15 protein-coding genes and 1 pseudogene are annotated in these 14,606 nt (G+C 74.2%); 13 read left to right on the top strand and 3 right to left on the bottom strand.

What is annotated here, in order from left to right; all coding sequences use genetic code 11:
• Positions 1-6: 6 nt before the first annotated feature.
• The 9 genes from ACX9I7_RS24255 (at position 7) to ACX9I7_RS24215 (ending at position 6,655) form a co-directional block, all read left to right on the top strand.
• Entirely contained in the window at positions 7-276 is a 270-nt protein-coding gene (locus ACX9I7_RS24255) for a phosphopantetheine-binding protein (RefSeq protein ID WP_189454133.1), read from the top strand.
• The gene (locus ACX9I7_RS24250; protein WP_358218276.1) at positions 263-640 is read left to right on the top strand and encodes an ectoine synthase; all 378 of its coding nucleotides are present in this window, start codon (positions 263-265) and stop codon (positions 638-640) included. Before ACX9I7_RS24255 ends, ACX9I7_RS24250 begins: the two co-directional genes overlap by 14 nt.
• A 75-nt stretch (positions 641-715) precedes the next feature.
• Positions 716-1,855: an acyl-CoA dehydrogenase family protein gene (locus ACX9I7_RS24245; RefSeq protein WP_459388510.1), complete on the top strand. Its 1,140-nt coding sequence runs from the start codon at positions 716-718 to the stop codon at positions 1,853-1,855.
• A gap of 5 nt (positions 1,856-1,860) precedes the next feature.
• Positions 1,861-2,553: a transglutaminase-like domain-containing protein gene (locus ACX9I7_RS24240; protein WP_387576209.1), complete on the top strand. Its 693-nt coding sequence runs from the start codon at positions 1,861-1,863 to the stop codon at positions 2,551-2,553.
• Positions 2,554-2,608: 55 nt separating this feature from the next.
• Positions 2,609-2,929 carry a DMT family transporter gene (locus ACX9I7_RS24235; RefSeq protein WP_126913236.1) on the top strand — a complete coding sequence of 107 codons (321 nt, stop codon included), beginning with the start codon at positions 2,609-2,611 and terminating at the stop codon, positions 2,927-2,929.
• Entirely contained in the window at positions 2,929-3,354 is a 426-nt protein-coding gene (locus tag ACX9I7_RS24230) for a DMT family transporter (protein WP_387576212.1), read from the top strand. Before ACX9I7_RS24235 ends, ACX9I7_RS24230 begins: the two co-directional genes overlap by 1 nt.
• Positions 3,351-4,589, top strand: coding sequence for a styrene monooxygenase/indole monooxygenase family protein (locus ACX9I7_RS24225; RefSeq protein ID WP_459388484.1), 1,239 nt, complete (start codon positions 3,351-3,353; stop codon positions 4,587-4,589). The genes ACX9I7_RS24230 and ACX9I7_RS24225 overlap by 4 nt, the downstream gene beginning before the upstream one ends.
• Before the next feature lie 19 nt (positions 4,590-4,608).
• On the top strand, positions 4,609-6,042 hold the full coding sequence (locus ACX9I7_RS24220) for a UbiD family decarboxylase domain-containing protein (RefSeq protein WP_459388483.1): 1,434 nt from the start codon (positions 4,609-4,611) through the stop codon (positions 6,040-6,042).
• The gene (locus tag ACX9I7_RS24215) at positions 6,035-6,655 is read left to right on the top strand and encodes a UbiX family flavin prenyltransferase (protein WP_358622675.1); all 621 of its coding nucleotides are present in this window, start codon (positions 6,035-6,037) and stop codon (positions 6,653-6,655) included. Before ACX9I7_RS24220 ends, ACX9I7_RS24215 begins: the two co-directional genes overlap by 8 nt.
• Before the next feature lie 76 nt (positions 6,656-6,731).
• On the opposite strand, the gene ACX9I7_RS24210 is transcribed toward ACX9I7_RS24215, so the two are convergent.
• Together ACX9I7_RS24210 and ACX9I7_RS24205 are read right to left on the bottom strand one after the other, a co-directional pair.
• Positions 6,732-7,985 (bottom strand): helix-turn-helix transcriptional regulator, encoded by a 1,254-nt coding sequence (locus ACX9I7_RS24210; protein ID WP_459388482.1) that lies wholly within the window; start codon positions 7,983-7,985, stop codon positions 6,732-6,734.
• A gap of 187 nt (positions 7,986-8,172) precedes the next feature.
• The gene (locus ACX9I7_RS24205; RefSeq protein ID WP_459388481.1) at positions 8,173-9,366 is read right to left on the bottom strand and encodes an MFS transporter; all 1,194 of its coding nucleotides are present in this window, start codon (positions 9,364-9,366) and stop codon (positions 8,173-8,175) included.
• A 192-nt stretch (positions 9,367-9,558) separates the two neighbouring features.
• Here ACX9I7_RS24205 and ACX9I7_RS24200 point away from each other — a divergent pair, with 192 nt between their 5' ends.
• From ACX9I7_RS24200 to ACX9I7_RS24185, 4 genes and pseudogenes are all read left to right on the top strand, one after another.
• Complete coding sequence (locus ACX9I7_RS24200; protein WP_459388480.1) at positions 9,559-11,196, top strand: PucR family transcriptional regulator; 1,638 nt, start codon at positions 9,559-9,561, stop codon at positions 11,194-11,196.
• A 75-nt stretch (positions 11,197-11,271) separates the two neighbouring features.
• Positions 11,272-11,895 (top strand): annotated as a pseudogene (gene dhaL, locus ACX9I7_RS24195) (dihydroxyacetone kinase subunit DhaL); the annotation flags it as partial.
• Between the two features lie 60 nt (positions 11,896-11,955).
• Positions 11,956-12,366, top strand: coding sequence for a dihydroxyacetone kinase phosphoryl donor subunit DhaM (dhaM, locus tag ACX9I7_RS24190; RefSeq protein ID WP_459388509.1), 411 nt, complete (start codon positions 11,956-11,958; stop codon positions 12,364-12,366).
• A gap of 86 nt (positions 12,367-12,452) precedes the next feature.
• Positions 12,453-13,634 carry a PP2C family protein-serine/threonine phosphatase gene (locus ACX9I7_RS24185; protein ID WP_459388479.1) on the top strand — a complete coding sequence of 394 codons (1,182 nt, stop codon included), beginning with the start codon at positions 12,453-12,455 and terminating at the stop codon, positions 13,632-13,634.
• 8 nt (positions 13,635-13,642) lie between these two features.
• Here ACX9I7_RS24185 and ACX9I7_RS24180 read toward each other — a convergent pair whose 3' ends face one another.
• Entirely contained in the window at positions 13,643-14,386 is a 744-nt protein-coding gene (locus ACX9I7_RS24180) for a PIG-L deacetylase family protein (RefSeq protein WP_386725911.1), read from the bottom strand.
• Positions 14,387-14,606: the final 220 nt, after the last annotated feature.

Here is a 14,606-nt window from a genome sequence, read left to right as displayed (position 1 = left end):
CAGGGCATGAACCGCCCCGCGGAAATCAAGCGCTTCCTGATCTCGGAGTTCCTGCCGGACCTGAGCGCCGATCAGCTCGATCCCGACTACGACCTGCTGGCGACGGGCGTGATCGACAGCCTTCAGGTGGTCCGGGTCGTCAACTGGGTCACCACCCGTTACGGCGTCCCGCTCGACCAGGTCGAGATCACCCCCGGCGACTTCCGTTCCGTGAACGCCATCGACGCGTTCGTCACCGCTTTCGAAGAGACGAGGAGCCACCATGTTCACGCGTGAGAAGGACAAGGTCCAGACCGTCGAGTGGGGGAACGGGCGCAGCAGCAGGCTGCTGACCGAGTCCGACGGCATGGGATTCACCGTGGCCGACACGCTCGTTCGCGCCGGCACCAAGTCCCGGCTGCAGTACCGCCGGCACCTGGAGGCCTGCTACTGCATCAGCGGCCGGGGCGAGGTGGTCAGCGCCGACGGCTCGAAGAGCCTGGCCATCGAGCCCGGCGTGCTCTACGCCCTCGACGAGCACGACGCCCACTTCCTCATCGCCGATCCCGACACCGATCTCCACCTGATCAGCGTCTTCAACCCGCCGCTGCGGGGCGACGAGGTGCACAGCCTCGACGAGAGCGGCTTCTCCCACTACTAGAGCGCCCGTGGACGGGAGGCCGGGCACTTCTCCCCTCCGGCCTCCCCGTCCGGACCACACCGAGAAGGTCGATACCTGATGCACTGGTCGGAAGATCAGCGAGAACTGCGGGCCGCGATCACGGCCCTGGGCGAACGGCTCGGCGAGGGGCACCTGGAGCGCGACCGCACGGGCGAGTTCTCGCACGACAACTGGAAGCTGCTGCGCGAGTCGGACCTGTTCCGGCTGCCCTTCGAGGAGCGCTGGGGCGGCCTGGGGCAGTCCCTCACCACCACCCTGTACGTCCTGGAGGGCCTCGGTCAGGCGTGCCGCGACGCGGGCCTGAGCTTCTCGGCGACCACGCACATGGTGAGCACCGGTGTGCCGATCCAGCGCTTCGGCTCGCCCGCGCTCAAGGAGCGGTTCCTGCCGGCGGTGTGCGCGGGTGAGGTGATCGGCGCCCACGCGATCTCCGAGCCGGAGGCCGGCTCGGACATGCTCTCCCTGCGCACCACGGGCCGGGTCGAGGACGGCCACCTCGTCCTCAACGGCGGCAAGGCGTTCGTCACCAACGGCCCCATAGCCGATGTGTTCGTCGTGTACGTCTCGACGGGCGAGCGCGGCAGCCCCTTCGGGATCACGGCCGTCATCGTCGAACGCGACCGCCCCGGCCTGACCGTGGGCGGTCCGATGGCGAAGATGGGCCTGCGCACCTCCCCGCTCTCCGAGCTGTTCTTCGACGACTGCCGGGTGCCCCTGGAGAACGTCATCGGCCGCGTCGGCACGGGCTTCGTCGTCTTCGACCACGTGATGAAGTGGGAGGTCCTGTGCTCCTTCGTCGTGAACGTCGGCGAGATGCGGGCCCGCCTGGAGCGCGTGGTCGAATACGCCCGCACCCGTGAGCAGTTCGGCAGGCCGATCGGCTCCCACCAGGCCGTGGCCCACCGGATCGCGCGCATGCGCGTCGCCACCGACACCGCCCGGACCGCCCTGTACGAGGCGGCGCGGAAGGTCGAGGCGGGCGAGGACGCCACGGTGGAGGTCGCCACCGCCAAGCTCCTGGCCAGCGAGGGCAATCTGGCCTCCGCCGTCGCGGCCGTGCAGACCTTCGGCGGCTACGGCTACATGGCCGAGTACGGCCTGGAGCAGGACCTGCGCAACGCCGTCGCCGGAACGATCTACTCGGGCACCACCGACATCCAGTACTCCCGCATCGCCACCACGATGGGTCTTTGAGGACGATGAGCACACCAGACTTCGCGGAACTTCTGCGTCCCACCGAATTCCTCGACCACGACTCCCCGGAGGTCCGCGACTTCGTCGCGCGGTCCGGGGCCCTTGAGGAGACCACCGCGGCCGGGAAGGCCGTCCGGCTCTACTACGCCGTGCGCGACGGCGTCGACTACGAGGTCTACGGCACCAGCCTGGAGCGCGCCGCGCTGCGGGCGAGCTCGGTGGCCCGCGCCGGAAAGGGCTTCTGCCTCCACAAGTCCGTGCTCTACGCGGCGGCGGTCCGCTCGGTCGGCGTCCCCAGCCGGCTGGTCTACGCGGACGTGCGCAACCACCTGGCCTCGGAGCGGCTGCGGCGCATGGTGGGCGGCGAGGTCTTCCACCACGGCCTGGTCTCCGTCCACCTCGACGGCCGCTGGCTGCGCGTCACCCCGGTCTTCAACGGCCTGCTGTGCCGCCTGTACGGGATGACGCCGCTGGAGTTCGACGGCACCGCCGACAGCGTGTACCACCCCTACGACGCCGGGGGCGCGCGGCAGATGGAGTTCCTCACGGACTACGGCGACCACGCCGACGTGCCGTACGAGCGGCTGATGGCGCGGATGCGCGCCAAGCACCCCGGCATGTTCGCCGAGGGGGCCGCCGGGGCCGCGATCTCCGGCAGCGGCTCGCTCGCCGACGAGGCGCCCGTCCCCGCACCGTAAACCGCCCCGAAAACCACCCGGAAACACCCGGAAACCACCCGGAAGTCACCACTCCATGGCCTGGATCTACCTTCTCATCGCCATCGCGTTCGAGATCGTCTTCGCTCTCGGCGCGAACGCCTCCAAGGGCTTCACCCGCCTGTGGATCTCGCTGATCACCCTGGTCGGCATCGTCGGCGGCATCTACTTCATCAGCCTCGCCCTGCGCACGCTGGACGTGAGCGTCGGCTACACGATCTGGACGAGCGTGGGCGCCCTGGGCACGGTCGTCCTCGGTGCCGTGATCTTCAAGGAGAAGATCACGCCCGCCAAGCTGCTGTGCTTCGCCGCCATCATCGGCGGCGTGGTCGGCCTCAAGTCAATGGGGGCGGCGTGATGGGCGAGCGACGCACCGAGAGCGCGAAGGCGTGGACGCTCCTGCTGATCGCGGCCGCCTTCGAGATCGTCTTCGCCCTGAGCTCCGCCGCCAACGAGGGCTTCACGCGCCTGGTGCCGTCCCTGGTCACCGCGGTGGCGGGCGGCGGCGGGGTGTATCTGCTGAGCCTCGCGCTCAAGACGCTCGACGTCGGCATCGGCTACACCGTCTGGACCGGCATCGGCTCGGTGGGCGCGGTGGTCTTCGGGGCCCTGCTGTTCGGCGAGAGCATCACCGTCGGCAAGGTCGTGTGCCTCGTGGCGATCATCGGCGGCGTACTGGGCCTCCATATGACGACGGAGAGCACCCCCGAGGCGGACCAGGCGGCGGACGACACGGCCGACCGGCCGGAATCCGTGGAACCGGAAAGGACAGCGAAGCAATGAAGCACAGCACGCGGTCGATCGCCGTCGTGGGGGCGGGCCAGGCGGGCCTGCAGCTCGCCCTCGGCCTGCGCCGCTCCGGCCATCACGTCACCCTCGTCTCCAACAGGACCGCGCGGCAGGTCCTCGACGGCCGGGTGATGTCCACGCAGATCATGTTCGCCGACGCCCTGGAGACCGAGCGCCGCCTGGGCCTGGACCACTGGCGCGGCGAGGCCCCCGCCATCGAGGGCCTGTCCTTCACCGTGGCCCCCGGCGCCGTCAAGGCCATCGACTTCGAGGCCCGGCTCGCGGCCCCGGGCCAGTCGGTCGACCAGCGCGTCAAGGTCGCCGCCTGGCTGGAGGAGTTCACGGCCGCCGGAGGCGAGCTGCGGATCGCCGAGGCGGGCGTGGCCGAGCTGGAGGAGCTGGCCGCGAGCCACGACCTCGTGCTCGTCGCCGCCGGCAAGGGCGAGATAGCCGGGATCTTCGAACGCGACGCGGAACGCTCGCCGTTCACCGCCCCGCAGCGCGTCGCCGCCGTCTCCTACGTCCACGGCCTGCGCCCCCGCGACTCCTTCGTCGCCTGCTCGGCCACCCTCATGCCGGGCGTCGGCGAGTACTTCATCGTCCCGGCGCTGACGAAGAGCGGCCCCTGCGACTGCCTGTTCCTCAACGGCGTGCCCGGCGGCCCCCTGGACGCCTTCGCGGACGTCCGCTCCCCCGAGGAGCACCTGGACGTCACCAAGAAGCTGCTCGCCGAGTTCCTGCCGTGGGAGGCCGAGCGGGCCGCCGACGCGGTGCTCACCGACCCGGGCGGCGTGCTCGCCGGGCGGCTGACGCCGACCGTGCGCAAGCCGGTCGCCACCCTGCCCTCGGGCCGGCGGGTCCTGGGCGTCGCCGACGTCCTCGTCGTCAACGACCCGCTGACCGGCCAGGGCTCCAACAGCGCCGCCAAGTGCGCCGACGTCTACCTGCGGGAGATCCTCGCGCGCGGGGACGAGCCCTTCGACGCCGAGTGGATGACGGCCACGTTCGAGCGGTTCTGGGAGTACGCGCGGCACGTCACGCGCTGGACCAACGGTCTGCTGCCCCCGGCGCCCGCCCATGTGGTGGACCTGCTCGACGCCGCCCAGCGGCAGCCCGGGCTGGCGAGCCGGATCGCGGAGGGCTTCAACGACCCGACGGGTCTGGACCCCTGGTGGCACGAGCCCGAGGCGGCCCGCCGGGAGATCCTCCCGGAACCGGCCGTCCGGTGACGGGGCGGGGAGAGGCATCATGACGGACCTGCCCGGTCTGTCCTTCCGGGCCGCCCTCGCGGCGGCCCGGAAGGAGGACCCGCACGCCCACCACACCTACGACCAGCCGCTCACCCGGCACGAGATCGCCGCGCACTACGCCGCGCGGCACGCGGGCATCCCCGCCACGTCCTCCTCGCGCACCGAGGACATCGCGCTGTACACCCGCGTCACCGACGCGACCGCCGGAATGCCCGTGGTGCTGGGGGCGTTCGGCGACGCGGAGCGCCTGCGGCGCTGGCTGCCCGGCCTGCCCCGGCGCGTCGACGAGGGCACCGTCGCCCGGCTGCTCGCCGCCTGCGAGGAGCCCAAACGCCTGGAGAGCTCGCCCTTCCCGCACGTGCGGCGCGGCGAGGACGTCGACCTCTGGGCGCTGCCCGCGCTGTGGGCCACCGAGCGCGACGCCGGCCCGTACCTGACCACCGGACTGCTGTACGCCCACGATCCGCGCACCGGCCGCGAGGCCACGGCCGTCCACCGGATGCTCGTCCGGGACCGGAACCAGCTGGTGATCTGGATGCTGCCCAGCCGCCGGCTGCTGGCCATGTACCACGAGGCGGTGGAGCGGGGCGAGCGCCTGCCGGTGTCGGTGAACCTCGGCGCGCCGCCCGCCGTGATGGTGGCGTCGGCGGTGGGCAGCGACTTCCTGCCCGCCGGCACGAGCAAGACGGCCCTGGCGGGCGCGCTGGCCGGCGGGCCGGTGACGCTGGCCCCGGCGGTCAGCCAGCCGGTGCCGGTGTTCGCCGAGTCGGAGGTCGTCCTGGAGGGGTACTTCGACGGGACGACCGCGCCGGAGGCCCTGCCGGGCCGGGCGACGGGGCATTCGCTGCCGGAGGTGCTGGGCTACGACGGCAGCGCGGCGGAGTCCCTTCCGGCGATCACGGTCACGGCGGTGACGTCGCGCGATGCGCCGGTGTTCCCGGCGGTGATCGGGCCGGGCCGGGAGCAGTCGCTGATCCTGGGGCTGGCGGGCGCGGTGGCGCTGGGGCTGTCGGGGGCGGGGGGCGGGCTGCTGCGCGACGCCCACTACTCCCCCGCCGGCGGCGGGATGTTCCTGCTGGTGCTCCAGGTGCGCAAGTCGAGCCCGGCGGACGACGAGCGGGTGCGGGCGATGGCGAAGGACGTCCTGGACCGGCACCGGTTCGCCAAGGTGGTCGTCCTGGTCGACGAGGACGTGGCGCCGGACTCGGCCGAGGACGTGCTGTGGGCCGTCACCACGCGCGCGGACCTGTCCGCCGACGCCCTGCACTTCACGGGCTTCCCCCGGGTCGGGCTCGACCCCTCGCAGGGCGAGGCGTGGGCCGCCGCGCGCGGCCGGGAGGCGACCGGGAGCCGTACGGTCGTCGACGCCACCGTGCCCTTCGCCCTGCGGGAGCGGCACGCCCGCAGCTTCCCCGGTGCCGCGCATGGCTGAGGCGCGAGCACGCCGACTGGTCGTGGGGATCACGGGGGCCACCGGTTCGGTGATCGGGATCCGGCTGCTGGAGGCCCTGCGGTCGCTGGACGTCGAGACCCATCTGGTGTTCACCAAGTGGGGGCGGGCGACGCTGGAGATGGAGACCGACTGGAAGGCGGCGGAGGTGGCGGCGCTGGCCGACCACGTCCACGGGCCGGGCGACCAGGCGGCGGTCATCTCCAGCGGCTCCTATCCCACGGACGGGATGGTCATCGCGCCGTGCAGCATGAAGACCCTGGCCGCGGTGCGGGCGGGGTTCGGCGACGGGCTGGTGCACCGGGCCGCCGACGTCACGCTCAAGGAGCGGCGGCGGCTGGTGCTGGTGCCGCGCGAACTGCCGTTGTCCGAGATCCACTTGGAGAACATGCTGGCGCTCACGCGGATGGGCGCGGTGATCGCGCCTCCGGTGCCGGCCTTCTACAACCGGCCGCGGAGCGTGTCCGACATCGTCACGCACATCGTGGCCAGGACGCTGGACCAGTTCGGCCTCGAGCTCCCGGCGGCCCGGCGCTGGTACGGGCCCGGGCCCGCCCGCCGGGAGGGCGCACGGGCCGGCGTGGTGACCGGCTGAGCGGCCGCACCGCCCCCTGGCAGGGGGCGGTGCGGCCGTCGGCGTCCAGGCCGTCTTTCCTCCAGGCCGTCTTTCTCTAGGCAGGCGGGGCCAGGGCGGGAGCGGGGCCGGGGGCCTTGCCGGTGCCGCCGCGCACGACGCGGGTCAGGTCGACGCGGGAGGCGACGCCCAGTTTCCGGAAGACCTTCCGCAGGTGGTAGTTGACGGTGTGCGGGGACAGCCCGAGCCGACGGGCGATCTGCCGGTTGGTGAGCCCTTCGTGCACCAGGCCCGCGATGACGGCCTCCTGGTCGCTCAGGTGCTCCCCGTAGGGCGCGGCCCCCGGCCCGTCCGCTCCTGTCGCCCCCGTCGTCCCGGTCTCGGCCGGAAGGGCGGGGGCGGACCGCGGTGGCCCGGACGCCTGGCCGCGCAAGGCGTCGCGAACGGTTTCGGGCATCCAGCCGGTAATGAGCCGGTGCAACAACTCGTCGCGGAACGTGAGCCGTCCGGCACTGTTCTCCAGAACCCCGGCCGCGACCACTTCGTCCAGGGTCGGCAACAACGCCGTCGGCGCCTCGTTCAGAACTCGGGCGACCTTTTCGAAGGAAACCTCATTTCCCAGCGCCGCCGCGACCCTGACCATCTGGCGGAATTCCGGTGAATATCCCATGAGGGAACTCTCGACGCGTTCCACCAGCCGTCGCGGCAACCGGTCGGCCACCAGCCGGGCCCGGTATCCGTCCACGGCGATGCTGCCCTCCTCCAGCATTCCCTGGGCGAGTTCCAGCAGCCGGCGCGGATGCCCGCCGGCCCGGCCCAGGACGCGGGCCAGCCCGGCGTCGGGCGGTGCGCCGAGGGCGTCGGCGGCCAGGGCCATCGCCGCGCCGGGGGGCAGGGTGCCCAGCTTGACCCGTTCGGTGCCGGCGGTGGGGCTGAGCAGCACTCCTTCCAGGGGCGGGGCCCCGGCGGACGCGCGCCGGGCGAGGATCCACACCCGCGCCGGGCCGTCCGGCCCGCCCTCGCGGGCGATGAGGGCCCGCACGTCCTCGTGGTCGAGGTGGTGGGCGTTGTCGACCGCCACGGCATAGGGGCGGTGGGGGTCTTCGGGGTCCCGCCGCGACGGTCCCCCGGCCTGGCTCGCGCCGTCGGTGTATTTGGCGCAAACCGACAGCCCGAAACCTTCGGCAATGCGCATGGACTCGCGCAGCAGCCGGGATTTCCCGCAGCCCGGCGGTCCTTCGATGGTGATCAATGTGCAGCGCCCGGCCATGACATGCCCGATGAGCGAGGTCAGCCGATCGACTTCGGCTTCCCGTCCGCGCAGCGGAGCATCGGGCACGGCTCCCAGCATCTGATTCCCTCCTTCCGCCCGCGCCGGTCACGCACGCGTCAAGACGGCCGCCGCCGTTCCGATACGCCGATGCCGGCACCGCGACGATTCAGTGTGCAATCAGTTTGCTCGGAGGACGATCTCCCCGGCCGGGGCGGGCTCGATATCAAGCCGATCGCTTTCCGGCAGGTTTCAGGACCCTGCGCCGTTACCCGGCGTCGGCGGCGGGCGGCGGGAGTTCCCGGTCCCGGACGTCGGCGACGGCGACCGCCGCCAGCGCCGCGAGGACGACGGCGACCAGCACGAATCCGGTGTCGTAGCCCGCGTACTGGGCGACGAGGCCGACGCAGAAGCCGCCGAGGCCGAGGCCCGCGTCGAAGGCGAGGTTCCACTGCGCGCTGCCGACGCTGGAGTCGCCGGCGCGCTGGAGGGCCAGGACCAGCGTCGCGTTCTGCAGGGCGCCGAAACCGGTGCCGAAGACCACCATGAGCACCAGCAGCGCGCCGGTGTGCCGGGTGGCGACGCCGCCGAGCACGCCGGCGGCGGCGAGCAGCGTCGCGGGCGGCAGCAGGACGCGGTGGCCGTGGCGGTCGCCGAGGCGGCCCGACGCCCAGCGGCTGGCGGCGGCGGACAGCTGGAGGCAGAGCAGCGCCAGCGGGGTGAGCCAGACGGGGTCGCGCGGCGCGGCGGGCGGCAGGAAGGTCACGACGGTGCCGGACGCCATGGTGCCCGCCGTCAGCAGCACGAGCGGGCGCAGGATCGCCGGGCGGGCGAGGCCCGCGACGACCCGGGCGCGGCCGGGCGGCGCCGGGCGGGGCGCGGCGACGGCCAGGGCGGCGGCCAGGCCGCAGGCGGGTGCCAGGGCCGCGACGGTGAACAGCGGCCCGTAGCCGTACCGGTGGGCCAGCAGCACCCCCAGCGGCGTGCCGACGGCCCCGCCGAGCCCGGTGGCCAGCCCGTACCAGCCGGTGGCCGTGCCGCGGCGGCCGGGCGGCGCCAGCTCGGCGACGGCGGCGCTGCCGGCCACCACGAACATCCCGAATCCGGCGCCGCGCAGCACGGCGCAGACCAGGGTGACCGGGAGGCCGTCGGTGGCGAGCGGCACGGCGGCCGGGGCGCCGAGGAGGGCCATGGCGGCCAGCAGCACGGTCCGGTGGCCGACGGCCGCGATGACGCGGGGCATCGCGGGCTGCACGGCGACGGTGGCGCCCATCAGCAGCGCGGTGACCATTCCGCCGGCGGCCCGCCGGCCACTGGTGTCGGCGGCGAACTCGGGCACGGTCGCCAGCAGCAGGTAGAAGCCCGTGAAGCCGCTGAAGGTGCACAGCAGCACCGCCGTCATGGACCGGCTGAACAGCTGTGACGGCGCGTCACGGGCGAGGAGCGCGGGGGGTTGTTTCACGACAAAGATCTCAGCCGCCCGAAGGCCCCGCGAACAGTGGAGGGATCTCCATGGATGTGGCATTCGACTGTGGGATCGTCCAGTTGGCGCGGCGGGGCGCGGCCGGGGCGGTGCGGGCCGGTGGCCTGATTCCGGCCGCCGCCCGCCGGGGACGGTGGACAGGGCCCCGGCCTCCTGTGTTGTGTCCGGCGGGTGACCGCTCCCTCGAACCCCCCGCACCGACAGCCGCCCCCGGCGGAGCAGGACCCGCACGCGACGACGCTGCGCGTCCGTGACCTGCTCGGCGTTCCCGGGCTCGGCCTGGAGGCCGTGCCGGGCACCGGGGACACCGGCCGCGCGGTCCGCTGGGCCCATGTGACCGAGCTGCCCGACCCCGGCCCCTACGCCGGGCCGGACGAGCTGGTGCTCACCAACGGGCTCTGGCTGGACCGGCAGGACTGCGCCGCGTACGTGCGGCGCCTGGCCGGATCGGGCGCCGCCGGGCTGGTCTTCGGGCTGCGGACGGACATGCCCGCCGTGCCGGACGAGCTCGTCGCGGCCTGCCGGGAGGCCGGGCTGCCGCTGCTGCGGCTGCCCGTCGAGGTGCCGTTCACCGCCGTCACCCGGGCCGTGGCGAGCGCCCAGGCCGAGCAGCGGCAACGGCATCTGCTGGACGCCCTGCGGCACAGCAACGCGCTGACCCGCGCGGTCTCCGCGGGCGACGGGCTGCGGGGGGTGCTGGCGGTGCTCGCCGGGCCCGCCCGGACGCCGGTCGCGCTGGTGGACGGGCTCGGTACCGTCCTGGACTCCGTGGGCCGGCCGCCGGCGGAGCAGGACGTGCGGGCGGTCGCGGACCGGCTGGGGGCGGACGGCGAGGAGTACGCCGAGTACCCGCTGCGGCTGGCCTCGGGCGCCGACGCCACGGTGATCCCGGTGCGCGGCGTCGCGGGTTTCGACCTCGCCGTCGTCTACGGCCGTCCGGTGGCGGAGCTGGGCGCGGCGGAGCGCCTGGTGCTGGAGCAGGGGGTCCGCTTCCTGACGGTGGAGCTGGCGCACCGGCAGGCGCTGCGCGCGATCGAGATGCGCTTCGCCGGGGAGATCCTCGACATGGTGCAGAGCGGGCCGCACCGCTCCGGTGAACTGGTGGCGCGGCTGCGGTCGTTCGGCGTCAATCCGGACAGCGCGCTGGCCGTGTTCTCCGTCATCGTCCCCGACTCCCCCGGCCGCGCCGCGTGGCCGCTGCCCGACACGGCGGCCGTCACCGACCACTTCGTGACCCGGGGCCTGGCGTCCGTGGCGGCGAGCAGCGGGCAGGACGTCGTGGCGATCGTCAGCCTGCCCGCCGCCGGCACGGACCCGGCCCGGCTGGCGGAGGGGCTGGCGACGGCGCTGGGGCCCGCGTCCACCGCGCCCGGGCCGCGCATCGGCGTGGGCCGGGTCGCCGCCGGGCACCAGGAGCTGCGGCGCGGGCTGCTCCAGGCGCGGGAGGCCTCCCGGGTGGCGCGGTCGCGGCGGCGGGGCCCGCGCGTGGTGTCGTTCGCGGACGTGGGCTCCTACCGGCTCGTTCTGGCCCTGGTGGACCCGCAGACCCGCCGGGACTTCGCGGACGCGGTGCTGGGGCCGGCGATCGCGTACGACGCGACGCACAACAGCGAACTGCTGCGCAGCCTGGACGCGTTCCTGGCATCGGGCATGAAGTGGGGGCGGGCGGCGGACTCGTTGCACATCCACGTCAACACGCTGCGCAACCGGCTGGCGAAGCTGGAGTCCCTCACGGGCCGGGACGTGGGGTGCGCGGAGGACCTGGCGGATCTGTTCCTGGCGCTGCGGGTGCGCGACGAGGAGCGCTGACCCGCCGGCCGCCGGGGCTACGCTGGGCCGCGTCGATCATCGTTCAGCCCGCCCCAGCGCCGAGGAGCCGCCGTCATGACCGTCCCGCTCGACCTGGACTTCTTCCGCCGCTTCCTCGACCGCGCCACCCGGGTCGTCGTCGCCGAGGCCCGGCATCTGACCGACCTCGACGCCGCCATCGGCGACGCCGACCACGGGGTGAACCTCAAGCGCGGTTTCACCTCGGCGGCCGAGGCCGTCGCCGCCCAGCCGCCCGCCACGCCGGGCGCCCTGCTGACCGCCGTCGGCGCGCACCTGACGAACACCGTCGGCGGCGCGGCCGGGCCGCTGTACGGGACGGTGCTGCGCCGGATGGGCAAGGTGCTGGGCGAGGACGCGGTCGTCGCGCCCGAGACGCTGGGCCGGGCGCTGGCGGCGGCGGTGGCGAGCGTCCGGCGGCTCGGCGACTCCGCGCCCGGCGACAAGACGATGGTCGACGCGCTCCAGCCCGCCGCCGACGCCTACGCCGAGGCCCTGGGGAGCGGCGAGGTGACGAGCGCGCTGGAGGCGGCCGCGCGGGCCGCCCGCGAGGGGGCGGAGGCGACGGTGCCGATGCGCGCGCGGCGCGGGCGGGCCAGCTATCTGGGCGAGCGCAGCGTCGGCCACCAGGACCCGGGCGCCACGTCCTCCGCGCTGCTGGTCACCGCGCTGTTCGAGGCCACCGACCCGGAGCTGTGCGCCGTTCCCCCGGCAGGGGAAGCGCCTCAGGAGAATGCCCCCGTGAGCGAACGGCCCGCCGGGCGGGTCGGCGTGGTGCTGGTCTCGCACAGCAAGGCCGTGGCCGAGTCGACGGCCACCCTGGCCAAGGCCCTGTTCGGCGCGGGCGACCCGGCGCCGGTGGCCCCGGCGGGCGGGCTGCCGGACGGCGGGGTGGGCACCAGCGCGGAGCTGGTGCGCCGGGCGGTCGCGCGGGTGGACGAGGGCGCGGGCGTGGTCGTGCTGTGCGACATGGGCAGCGCGGTCCTCACCGTCAAGGAGCTCCTGGACGCCGGGGAGCTCGGGGACACGCGCATCGCGGACGCCCCGTTCGTCGAGGGGGCGGTGGCCGCCGTGGTGACGGCCTCGGCGGGCGGCGACCTCGCGGCGGTCCTGGCCGCGACGGACGACGCGCGGACGTACCGCAAGCTCTGACGGGCGGGCCGGAACAGGGGGCGACACGAGGGGCCGACACGGCGGCGGGCGACGGGCTTTCACGGCGAAAGTCTGGAAATGTCTATGTGTCCCGCTCCCCCATCCGCGCGGAGGTACGAGCCGCGGTGTCGCGCCGACTGCTGCCGTTCGCACTGGTCCTGGCCTATCTCGTGGCCGTCGTGGTCGTCGACCTCAGGACGCCTGCCTATCTGCGGCTCGACGTCTACGCGGCGCTGGCCCCGGTGACGGCCGCCGCCGTCTGCACCTACCGGCAGACGGTGTTCGTCGGGCTCGTCGACTTCTTCCTGATGGTGGCGCACCACGGGGTGCTGACCGCCGAGTCCTCGCCCGTCAACCGCGTCGGGTCGGTGCTGGGCAACATCCTCATCGTGGGCGCCGCCATCACGGTCGCCCGGCTGCGGCGCGACGGCGACGCCCTGCTGGAGCGGGTCCGGGCCACCGGCGAGGCCGCCCAGCGGGCCCTGCTGCGACCGCTGCCGCTGCGTACCCACAGCGTGGTCGTCGACGGCTTCTACGTCTCCTCGCAGCGGGACGCGCTGGTCGGCGGCGACATCTACGAGGTCGTCGACACCCCGTACGGCACCCGGGTCCTCATCGGGGACGTGCGGGGCAAGGGGCTCGGCACGCTGGGGGCCGGGGCGGCGGTGCTGACGGCGTTCCGGGAGGCGGCCTACCACCGGCGGGACCTGGACAGCGGGGTCGCGGCGATGGAGCAGGGCCTGACCCGCTACCACCGCTCGGCCGAGTACCAGGCGCGCACGGCGGACGCCCACGCGGCCGAGGAGTTCGTCACGGCGCTGGTCATGGGCACCGAGGAGGACCCCGCCGCGCGGGACGGGTCGCCCGGCGAGGTGCCGGTGGTGTTCGTCGACTGCGGGCACCCGTCGCCCTTCCTGATCGGCGCCGACGGCGGGGTGCGCGAGCTGCGCGCGACGGAGCCCGGGCTGCCGCTGGGCCTCGGCGAGCTGGTGGACGCGCCCCGGTCCCGGCAGCGGGTCACGCTGCCCCCGGACTGCCGGGTGCTGGCCTGCACCGACGGGGTGACGGAGGCGCGCGACCGGGACGGCGGCTTCTACCCGCTGGCCGAGCGGCTGGACGCGTGGGCCGCCCTGCCCACCCCCGAGCTGCTGGAGCGGCTGCGCGCGGACCTCGCCGCGCACACGGGCGGCAGGCTCCAGGACGACGTGGCGGTGCTGGTGGTGGAGCGGGCGCCGGGGTCCGGCACGGGCTCCGGCGGACGACGGTGAGCGGGAGCTCAGCGGCGGAGGAGCTCGAACGCGACGCCCGGCCGGCCGCCGAACCGCTCGGCGACCGCCTCCATGGTGCCCGTCAGGAACGTCCGGCAGTACGTCTCCGGCTCCTCCTCGGTGAGCGCCGCGATATAGGTGCGGTGACAGAGCAGGGACCGCACGGCCCGTTCGAAGCCGGCGCCCGCGTCGACGGCGTGGGTGGGGTGCGGGGAGCCGGCGACGGCCACGTACCGCACGCCGTTCCAGGGCGGCAGGTCGTCCTCGACCAGGTCGGGGAAGATCCAGCGGTTGCCCGCGTCGGCGACGGCGTCCAGCGCGGCCCTGCCGACGGCCCGGTGGTCGGGGGTGTTCCAGTACCCGCCGCCCGGCCAGGTGTCGTGGTGGTTGAGGGTCAGCACCAGCTCGGGGCGGTGGCGGCGGATCGCGGCGGCGAACTCGCGGCGCAGCGGCAGCCCGTATTCGATGACGCCGTCGATGTGGCCGAGGAACTCCACGCTCGTCACGCCGACGGCCGCCGCGCTCGCCCGCTGTTCCGCCTCGCGCAGGGGCGCGGCCTCGTTCGGCGAGAGGGCGTCGATGCCCGCCTCCCCGAAGGAGGCCAGCAGGTAGGCGCACGAGCGGCCGTCGTCGGTCCAGGCGGCGACGGCGGCCGAGGCGCCGTACTCCAGGTCGTCGGGGTGGGCGACGATCGCCAGGGCGCGGGTCCAGTCGGTGGGCATCTCGGCGAGGGGGGCGCTGGGGACGCTCATGACGGCAGCGTAGGCCGGTGGCGCCGTTCCTCTTCACTCTTCCTCGCGACACGCGGGAACCAGGTGGACGCGCGGTCCGACTATCTGGTCCGGGTCCGCTGCAATGGCCCCGGAACGTCGAGCTTGTGGAGAGTTACTGATGCGCCCTCGTGCGTGGTGCGGTGTGCTGGCCGCTGTGGCCCTGTCGGCGACGGCCTGTGGTGGCGGTGGCGGTGAGGCG

The organism is Streptomyces sp. L500, from assembly GCF_054551825.1.
This window is presented reverse-complemented; position numbering and strand designations above follow the sequence as displayed.